Source organism: Parapedobacter sp. (assembly GCF_053550995.1).
Map to the genome: position 1 here is coordinate 25,359 of NZ_JBMQOC010000036.1, position 7,769 is coordinate 33,127.

Annotated in this window: 13 protein-coding genes, 1 tRNA gene and 1 pseudogene; 10 read left to right on the forward strand and 5 right to left on the reverse strand. The window is 50.6% G+C overall.

Annotation, left to right across the window (positions count from 1 at the left end):
• Nucleotides 1-139 precede the first annotated feature (139 nt).
• Together ACO1NT_RS05440 and ACO1NT_RS05445 are read left to right on the forward strand one after the other, a co-directional pair.
• Nucleotides 140-232: pseudogene (locus tag ACO1NT_RS05440) on the forward strand (AraC family transcriptional regulator); the annotation flags it as partial.
• A gap of 102 nt (nt 233-334) precedes the next feature.
• Nucleotides 335-1,198, forward strand: a complete 864-nt coding sequence (locus ACO1NT_RS05445) for a hypothetical protein (RefSeq protein WP_449047408.1) — start codon at nt 335-337, stop codon at nt 1,196-1,198.
• A 131-nt stretch (nt 1,199-1,329) separates the two neighbouring features.
• Here the strand turns inward: ACO1NT_RS05445 and ACO1NT_RS05450 are convergent.
• A tRNA-Ile gene (locus ACO1NT_RS05450) sits at nt 1,330-1,403 on the reverse strand.
• A 375-nt stretch (nt 1,404-1,778) separates the two neighbouring features.
• On the opposite strand from ACO1NT_RS05450, the gene ACO1NT_RS05455 reads away from it, so the two are divergent.
• The gene (locus ACO1NT_RS05455) at nt 1,779-1,964 is read left to right on the forward strand and encodes a hypothetical protein (protein WP_449047409.1); all 186 of its coding nucleotides are present in this window, start codon (nt 1,779-1,781) and stop codon (nt 1,962-1,964) included.
• A gap of 52 nt (nt 1,965-2,016) precedes the next feature.
• On the opposite strand, the gene ACO1NT_RS05460 is transcribed toward ACO1NT_RS05455, so the two are convergent.
• Entirely contained in the window at nt 2,017-2,391 is a 375-nt protein-coding gene (locus ACO1NT_RS05460) for a DUF1801 domain-containing protein (protein ID WP_449047410.1), read from the reverse strand.
• Between the two features lie 69 nt (nt 2,392-2,460).
• Here ACO1NT_RS05460 and ACO1NT_RS05465 point away from each other — a divergent pair, with 69 nt between their 5' ends.
• From ACO1NT_RS05465 to ACO1NT_RS05490, 6 genes are all read left to right on the forward strand, one after another.
• Entirely contained in the window at nt 2,461-2,619 is a 159-nt protein-coding gene (locus ACO1NT_RS05465; protein ID WP_449047411.1) for a hypothetical protein, read from the forward strand.
• A gap of 119 nt (nt 2,620-2,738) precedes the next feature.
• Complete coding sequence (locus ACO1NT_RS05470) at nt 2,739-3,068, forward strand: hypothetical protein (protein ID WP_449047412.1); 330 nt, start codon at nt 2,739-2,741, stop codon at nt 3,066-3,068.
• Nucleotides 3,069-3,103: 35 nt separating this feature from the next.
• On the forward strand, nt 3,104-3,883 hold the full coding sequence (locus tag ACO1NT_RS05475) for a hypothetical protein (protein WP_449047413.1): 780 nt from the start codon (nt 3,104-3,106) through the stop codon (nt 3,881-3,883).
• An 85-nt stretch (nt 3,884-3,968) separates the two neighbouring features.
• Nucleotides 3,969-4,643 carry a TetR/AcrR family transcriptional regulator gene (locus ACO1NT_RS05480; protein WP_449047414.1) on the forward strand — a complete coding sequence of 225 codons (675 nt, stop codon included), beginning with the start codon at nt 3,969-3,971 and terminating at the stop codon, nt 4,641-4,643.
• Nucleotides 4,644-4,716: 73 nt separating this feature from the next.
• Nucleotides 4,717-5,460: a ComF family protein gene (locus tag ACO1NT_RS05485; protein WP_449047415.1), complete on the forward strand. Its 744-nt coding sequence runs from the start codon at nt 4,717-4,719 to the stop codon at nt 5,458-5,460.
• A gap of 18 nt (nt 5,461-5,478) precedes the next feature.
• A complete protein-coding gene (locus tag ACO1NT_RS05490; RefSeq protein WP_449047416.1) occupies nt 5,479-5,874 on the forward strand; it encodes a hypothetical protein in 396 nt (131 codons plus the stop codon).
• A gap of 83 nt (nt 5,875-5,957) precedes the next feature.
• Here the strand turns inward: ACO1NT_RS05490 and ACO1NT_RS05495 are convergent, their stop codons facing one another.
• Together ACO1NT_RS05495 and ACO1NT_RS05500 are read right to left on the reverse strand one after the other, a co-directional pair.
• Complete coding sequence (locus ACO1NT_RS05495; RefSeq protein ID WP_449047417.1) at nt 5,958-6,527, reverse strand: hypothetical protein; 570 nt, start codon at nt 6,525-6,527, stop codon at nt 5,958-5,960.
• Between the two features lie 23 nt (nt 6,528-6,550).
• Nucleotides 6,551-7,060: a hypothetical protein gene (locus ACO1NT_RS05500; RefSeq protein WP_449047418.1), complete on the reverse strand. Its 510-nt coding sequence runs from the start codon at nt 7,058-7,060 to the stop codon at nt 6,551-6,553.
• Nucleotides 7,061-7,168: 108 nt separating this feature from the next.
• Between ACO1NT_RS05500 and ACO1NT_RS05505 the strand changes: the two genes are divergently transcribed.
• Nucleotides 7,169-7,453: a hypothetical protein gene (locus ACO1NT_RS05505; RefSeq protein WP_449047419.1), complete on the forward strand. Its 285-nt coding sequence runs from the start codon at nt 7,169-7,171 to the stop codon at nt 7,451-7,453.
• A gap of 9 nt (nt 7,454-7,462) precedes the next feature.
• Here the strand turns inward: ACO1NT_RS05505 and ACO1NT_RS05510 are convergent.
• Nucleotides 7,463-7,769 (reverse strand): dihydrofolate reductase family protein (locus tag ACO1NT_RS05510; protein WP_449047420.1); only part of this gene is annotated, 307 nt, incomplete at its 5' end.

A 7,769-nucleotide genomic window follows, 5' to 3' on the forward strand; every position in this document is an offset into this window, starting at 1 on the left:
CTACCGACGGAACGCGCCTGGCGACATTTAATCGGGGCTTGAATGTTTCACTTCATCAATGGCTTTAGCCAAAAGCGATCAGAATTGGCACATTTTCATATCGCAGCAAAAAAGGAAACCGATTGAGGTCTGTTAGGAAGTCGGTTTTGAAAACTTGTCGTATTTTTCATATGTTTTCAAGAAACATTTCGGATATTCGCCCGAGAAACTAACGAAAAATGCAGACCGTTAACGTATGGTTTTGCAAAATTTGAATAATCACCTGACGTACGAAAATCAGGTCGCCCATAAACGTGACTATTTTTTTAACCTGGCCAACAATAAAATAATCATAATGAAGATGAAAAATAAAAACGATCTGTTTTCGGGTCCATTACTGAATATACTTACCGGAAATTGTTTACCGATCGCTATCTATTCTGCCTACGATTTTATGATCTGTTACGCCAATGAAGCCTTTGTAAGGCTATGGGAGATTGAATCGCTGGAAGGGATGTCTGCTTTAAAATTGACTGAATCGTCCGGAAATGCCGCCATCATGCGAGCACTGAAATCGATTAGTTCGGAAACAGCTAGGATCACACTGACTCACCCGTTAGGAAATACGACCGACCCCGCTTTTTTTGAAAGTGTTTTTGAAAAAGCGGCTACGGAACCGGATTTTATTGTCCAAACGATGCATGAGATCACCCGATTTCAAACCGAAAATGGAAGGCTAATGGCAACTGTCTCCACGCTGGAAGAACAGAATGACGAGTTGTACAAAGAGCTCCTAAGAACCGGGCAAGAGTTGGAGGAAAGTTACATTGCACTGGAAAATGCCGGCACACGGATGCTGGAAATCCTGGAATCCATATCCATGGAAGTTGACTTACCAGGTATCGGTTATTGGTCGCTCAATTTGGAGGATATGTCATTTGAACTCTCCCGTGGGGCCAGAAAAATTTATGGAATACCGGAAGACGCGCCGATTTCGTCCAATGACATAGACATATCGCGGGTTCTCGACAAGCATGCGGTAGCAGGCTTGGAACAGCTTGCTGCTGGTGTTGTTGATAACGACAAGCTATACCATTTTGAACATAAAATCAACCCCGTTAACGGTGAGCCTTCCAAATGGCTGAAAACTTCGGGTGTTGTGGTGGGGAAGAATAATGATAGGGTGACCAAAATAGCTGGTGTCATGATCGTCATGTAACTGTTCATGGGGGTATCGTTGCTGACACTGGTGTTTTGGACTACTTAATAGTCTGGGGCAGATGCTCCTAATGTATCCGAAGAAATAAAAAAGGTCGTTTTTCCTTGCGGAAAAACGACCTTTTTTATTTGTGCGCCCACCTGGGCTCGAACCAGGGACCAAAAGATTATGAGTCTTCTACTCTAACCAACTGAGCTATGGGTGCCACGCGACAAATGTCGCATTGCGGGTGCAAACTTACGCATTATCCCCAACAAATGAAAATCACTTTTCAAAATTGATAAAATCGGCCCGTGCACTGTTAAAAACGCAATATTATTGAAGGTTTTCAAGGTCAGCGGAACCGAAAAAAGAACGACTTTTGAACCGAAAAAATAGTTGATTCCTCTAATCAAATATAACACAATTTAGGTAGCCGAAAAACGCTTTGTGAAATATTTGTGAAAGTCTTGACAGAAAAATACGCAGATTTCTAAAGAAATTAGTCCAAATTTCCGGTTTGCCATCCAATTCGAGTAAATATTTTTAACATTTAGTTAACCATATGGAAGGAGAACGTAGGCGCTAGAAATTCTCAATTTTGGGTGGGACGAACATGCTATCCGAAGCCACAGGGGACTGTGGGCTGGCCGGGAAAGAAGCGGTTTTCGTGATACAGGGTGAAAGCCGGATTGGGGGTGTGTCGGCCAGCTTTCACGCGGAAAACGAAATCGGCTTCGGGTGCTGCCGGTTCGGGTTGAGCGGATTCCCGGTGACTGTGGCCTGAGTGCCAACGGGGGAAGCCGCTCAGCCGGAATAACCGGCAATGGCGGATACCGCTACCGGGTGGGTACTCCCCTATTTCCCCGGCTCCGCTGGATTTCCAGACCGCGGTCGAGAATCCAGGAAATCGCCTCCACCGGCAGGTCGGATTCGGGGTCAATTTGTAGGATTTTCATCCGCTTGCGGCTCTCTTGCTGGAGCAAGGGATGCTCGATGAATTTGCCGTCGAACATGCTCAGGTAGGGCTGTCCGCTCTGGCGATTAATTCGAAGGTAGCAGAACATCTTGCCACGGAAATAGAAAAACGGCATGTTGTACTTCCAGTGTTCGGTAATCGCCGGATCGCGGGACAGTATGAAATCTCTCATAACCAGTAGCGTTTCCCGTACCGCAGCGGTTTGCCGGTAGTAGAATTCTTCGATCACGTTCATCTGACAAAAATAACAGCAATCCGGCAACTTTCTAATTTTTTTAGTAAATTTGAAAAAAATAAACAGGTTATGAAGGCATTGCTACTATTTCTTATCACCATGGTCATCGTGACGGGAGCGCTGCTGTTTGCCACCAAAGCCGAAAATCCGTGGCCGAATTTTGCGGTAGCGTTTGGCATTTGGATGCTTTTCATGCGGTGGGTATTTAACCGGAGTGGTGCGCGGTAGAGCGGCTGCGACCGGATGACACCATATTCGTCAAGCACCAGAAAACAGCGGGATTATTTGAGGTTCAATTCGCTTTCCCTTATATTTGGGTTTCGTAACCTTTATTGGACCTAGTCAACATGAAAAAGAGAAAGGACATCGGTAGCTTTTGGTTCCAGCTGACGCAGAATGGAAATTTGATTGATGAATTCATTGATAACGTAAAATCAAATGTATTCACGGAAAGTGCAGATCGAAAGAAAGGGATGCCATCCAACTTTATCGGCATATTCGACTCTACGTGGCTGGAATCGAGACAGGCGATTAAGATGGAACTGAACATACAGCCAGGCGGATATCAGATTTTCGAACTGAGATGGCTAGCTGAAAACCGGATTAGGTATTACGGAGAGGCCTTTCTTTCCGGCGACGGGAAATTAACAGGAACCTATTGGGTTGCAGGTGAATGAATGTAGCAACCAATTGTAGCTAACGCACTTACTCTATGCTCGATAACCAATTGAGGCAGCTCAGGGTGACTGTCCGCAAGGGTATTCCGGTCATTATCGATTTCATTGACAGTAATTTCTTAACACTGCGCGATCGAGAAAAGTTCGAAATAACTCCGAAAATCTGCATGTTCTGTGGCAGCGACTCCGACGTAACCAACGAACATATAATACCAAGATGGGCATTTGAAAAGGACGCCAAAAAATTCTTTAATATTACGATCAATGGCCATGCAAGAACATATGAAAGAAGTGCAATTCCAGCATGCCGCATTTGCAATAATGAGCGCCTAAACGCGTTGGAGCGTTATATCCAAGATTTGTTTGAGCACGTTAATCCGAAGAAGTATCCCTATGGCCCCTATGAATGCGAGAACATCATCAGATGGTTGGAAATCATAGACTACAAATTCCACGTGATGAATGCCGTTCATCGGTTTTTAAGCCCGGTCAACGGACCCCACATACCTTTGCTGAAAGACATACCATTAATCAAATTATTAGAATTCCGCGAAGATCTTCCATTCAATGCCAAAGTGCGGATCCGGAAAACCTTAATGCGAACAACTGTAAAATCAAAAGCCACGCACCTTAATTCCTTACTCATATTCACGACGACAAACAAAGGATTCCATTTCTTCCACAAACTGGACGATTTCATATTTATAGAATTGCCAAAGTTTGGCGTCGCCGTGTTTTATTTCTACTCCAAGGTGTTTAAATCTACCAAAGATGCCCAGGAGGAAGCGATGAAAATCATCGATGACGCGTACTAAGGCAGTCTTTGAGTACTGCGCATCCCTGACTTTGGTTTTTTCCGGGATTTATCGGAAATTTATCCGACCAACAATCTCATAAATTATGGGACGCAAAATCACCGATGGTCCGATCCGTAACCGGGAGCGGACGATGAACAAATTGCTGGAGGCGGTGGGCGAAATCATCCGGACGGAGGGGCACACCAAATTGGGCGTGAACCATGTGGCCCGCACGGCTGGCGTGAGCAAGAAGCTGATCTACCGGTATTTCGGCAGCCTGAACGAACTGATTGAAACCTACATCCGCACAAAAGACTTCTGGGTGGGCAAGCGCACGAGTGTGAATGAACTGGTGGAACAGCATCGCGCTGACCGGGGCCGGCGACTGGCCCATTCCCTCCTATCGGAATTCGTGGATTACCTGGAACATTCGCCGGAGACGCAGAAAGCCGTGCTGTGGGAAATCAGCCAGCGGAACAAACCGATGCGGGTGGTGAGTGCCATGCGCGAGCAGATCGGCGAGGAACTGTTCGGGCTGACCGACCCGGCATTCGACCGTACAGACGTGGACCTGCGCGCCATTGTCGCCATCCTGACCGGCGGGTTGTATTACCTGACGCTGCGCGCACATTCCTGCGGTGGGACGTTCTGCGGTATCGACGTAGGGACCGACACCGGCAAACAGCGGATAACGGACGCAGTTGACCGCATCGTGGACTGGTCGTTCGACCGGGCGGAAAAAAATCCGATTTCCCAGAATATGTCACCACCTGTGTAAAAAATGGGGCATAGTTTTGTGGTTAAGCCGGAGATGTGTATCGAGCCGGAACGACTAACGCAAAACATAAACCATGTTTACCATCAAATCCACGGTTACCCGTGCAGCACTCATCCAGTACCGGAAACGGCGGGTGAAACTCCAGTATCTGTGTACCTATTTCCCGATTAACCTGTGCCCCGATGCGGTGAGCCGAAGCCTGGTGCTATTCAAAAAGAACAACCCCGTCCATGTCGATGCCTGGGCACGTTATGCGGCGGAAGCGATCACCTTGCCGCGGGACTGCCTGATCGTCCGGCCCCTCGGGAGTCAGGAGCAATCGATCCGTCCGGATGCGGTGCCCGATACACCGTTGGACAAGCTATGTGCCCGGTTGGCAAGTGCCAACCGCTGTTCGTATGCGCCCTGGCTGCTGGCGAAGCGCACCCGGACCAGGCCGTTGAAGGGCCTGAACCGGGATGATCGCTGGCGGACGCTATGGAATCAATACCGGGTGGCTACTGCGGTCGACACCGGCCGGATCGGATGCATCCTGCTCGTGGATGATATCATCACCACCGGCACGACCTTCCGGGCCATCATCCGGGTGCTGCAAAATGCCTATCCGAAGCTGCCCATCGCCGCATTCGCATTGGGCAGGACGGCCGTTCCGAAGATGAGCTATGAGACGCGGAAGGAGCAGCGCTACAACGAATGGTTCTGCGAGGAAATCCCGTTGCTCCGGGAAGACACCTCCGAATATCAGTCGCCGCAGCCGACGCCTGGGGAATTGGAATTCCCCGATGCTGACGAAGCGGACACGTTCATTTCCGATTAATCACCAACCCGCCCACCCATGAGCGAACGTGCTTGTGCATATTGCCAGTTACCCATCAGCGGACGGTCAGACAAGAAATTCTGTGACGATCAGTGCCGCAGTGCCTATGGCGCGAAATACCGGAGGGCCGCATTGGACCCGGTGCGCCGGATCAATGCGGTACTGAAGCGCAACCGGGAGATCCTTTTGGCGTTGAATCCCAGCGGAAAAACGGTAACCAGCAAGTCGGAATTGGTGTGGCGGGGGTTCGATTTCGCCTACCACACGAGCATTTACCAAACGCGGAGCGGCAGCACCTACCATTACTGCTATGACATCGGTTACCTCGTGCTCGGTGCGGAGCGGGTACTGGTGGTGCGCAGCGAATCGGGAATCAAGGCCGATCAAGACGTGGGCACGGGATATTCTGGCTGAAAAGATTTGGCAACTGGACCCCGCTCCCTTTCCAGGTTGCGGGGCCCGCGTAGTGCCGGGCGAAAGGTTGATATCCCATGCGGTTAGCCGGGGGTCATCTTATCGCGACTGTCACAAGGGTGATCATGGGCGATTGAAGGGTCCATAAAGGATTCGTTCGACCAATCCATGAATCGATAAAGTCCAACCCGAAGCAACGATAACGCCAGATCAGCCAGACAATCCGGCAGGTGTTCGTTGGTCGCCATCAACGGCAGGTATCCGGTTGCCTCGGAAGGTTCGGGAATCGCAATGGCAGCTCCCAAATGTCGGTATGCGACGAAATACTCGTAGGCAACGGGCTTCTGAAGGTCGAATTCTGCAAACGTGCAGCGCGTCGCCCGTTTACCAATCGGGACATATGATCGGAACGTAGCGCTCAACGTCTCGCGGTTAACATTCAACCGAGGTGGCATCCATGCCAATAGTTCCGTCGTCGTGAGTGCCGGGATCGCTTGTTGATGGGGTGAAACCTGGTCAAACCGTACAATCCACTCCGATCTCGGGTTTTCATTGAATTGGTAAAAATAGTTTACCCACGGCCAAAATAGTCCGGCTTCCGCAAGCCTCGTCGCCATGGGCAACGAGACCACAAATTGTCTGTTGATCTGCATATGCTAGTTATTAATGATGAATTTCATGGGTCGTTGCATTCCAGCGGATGTACCTGCAAGGTAATTAGTCCGTGGGTGCAGAGCAGTACCACGAGTTCGGCCAGGCAGTCGGGCAGGTGATTGCCGGTCGCCATCAGCGGAACGGCCTCTTCCCCTTGCCGGAGCCAGGTTACCACCAGCCCATCCAACCGATAGGCGGCATTATAGAGGCCTTCATCGGGCATGGTTAATGTGAACTGGGCGCAGCGATTCGCCGGTTCATGGCAGGCCGTGACATCGGGTTGCGGGTAAACGACGAAGTTGGACCCTTCGATGGCGACGGCTGGTGGCAGCACCGCCAACAACTCGGCGGCGGTGGGTGCCGGGTAAGCGTCCTCACAATCGGCAATCCGGTGTGTGGGAACGGGGCGCCACGTGCGCTCTCCCGGTCGCTGGCAATGGCAGAAATAGGTCCATCGGTCGAAGCCGACATTGCCCAAATGCTGGGCGGCCAGCAGGCTGACCAACAGGTTATTCGCTATGTCGATGGGCATATCCATTTGCCCAAAGGTAGCGTGGGCCATACCGGCTAACCGGAGAATAACCGGTTAAATCCGAATGTAACCGGATAAACAAAGAACCTTTTGAATCGTTTATAGGGTATGGATATCGATATTGATATAGATAAACACGGGCACGACAAGCCCATAAATAAGGTAAACCTGCCCTTCGGGATTGGGTTTATCGATCCGGTGACGGGAAAGCGCTGCTCGGCGGCGGTATCCCACGAAACGGAAACGTTTGATGTGGATCTGGGTGCCGCGCAGGTCAGCCTGATCAATAACGGGGACAATTCCTGGAGTGCGGTGGAAAACCTGTTGGATCAGGAGACTGTCAACGAAATCGGAAGTGCGATCGAAGCGCACTATGCCGGCATGGATCCCTAACGACTCCCCCTATTTACCGGTGTTCACGCCGTAGCGAACAATGACCGCGCCGCTTTGCAGCGGGCGCACTTCAAGGGCTTTCAACCGGGTACGGTCTATGCCCCGGAACAAGGGCACTCCGCCACCCAGCAGCACCGGGACGATGGTAATCCGGAATTCGTCCACGAGCCCCATCCGCAACAACGCGGATGCCAACTCCCCGGCACCCCACACGACCAGGTGCTTGCCGGGTAGCTGCTTCAATGAAGCCACTTCCGCACGGGGATCGCGTGCGATGCGCGAATTCGCCCAGTCGACCGATTGCAGGGTGTAGGAG

What these genes read in the sequence shown, in the direction of transcription:
- ACO1NT_RS05470 (WP_449047412.1), top strand. Translation starts at nt 2,739, where the DNA reads ATGAAAAAGAGAAAGGACATCGGTAGCTTTTGGTTCCAGCTGACGCAG.
- ACO1NT_RS05475 (WP_449047413.1), top strand. Translation starts at nt 3,104, where the DNA reads ATGCTCGATAACCAATTGAGGCAGCTCAGGGTGACTGTCCGCAAGGGT.
- ACO1NT_RS05480 (WP_449047414.1), top strand. Translation starts at nt 3,969, where the DNA reads ATGGGACGCAAAATCACCGATGGTCCGATCCGTAACCGGGAGCGGACG.
- ACO1NT_RS05485 (WP_449047415.1), top strand. Translation starts at nt 4,717, where the DNA reads ATGTTTACCATCAAATCCACGGTTACCCGTGCAGCACTCATCCAGTAC.
- ACO1NT_RS05495 (WP_449047417.1), bottom strand. Translation starts at nt 6,527, where the DNA reads ATGCAGATCAACAGACAATTTGTGGTCTCGTTGCCCATGGCGACGAGG.
- ACO1NT_RS05460 (WP_449047410.1), bottom strand. Translation starts at nt 2,391, where the DNA reads ATGAACGTGATCGAAGAATTCTACTACCGGCAAACCGCTGCGGTACGG.
- ACO1NT_RS05445 (WP_449047408.1), top strand. Translation starts at nt 335, where the DNA reads ATGAAGATGAAAAATAAAAACGATCTGTTTTCGGGTCCATTACTGAAT.
- ACO1NT_RS05505 (WP_449047419.1), top strand. Translation starts at nt 7,169, where the DNA reads ATGGATATCGATATTGATATAGATAAACACGGGCACGACAAGCCCATA.
- ACO1NT_RS05490 (WP_449047416.1), top strand. Translation starts at nt 5,479, where the DNA reads ATGAGCGAACGTGCTTGTGCATATTGCCAGTTACCCATCAGCGGACGG.
- ACO1NT_RS05500 (WP_449047418.1), bottom strand. Translation starts at nt 7,060, where the DNA reads ATGCCCATCGACATAGCGAATAACCTGTTGGTCAGCCTGCTGGCCGCC.
- ACO1NT_RS05465 (WP_449047411.1), top strand. Translation starts at nt 2,461, where the DNA reads ATGAAGGCATTGCTACTATTTCTTATCACCATGGTCATCGTGACGGGA.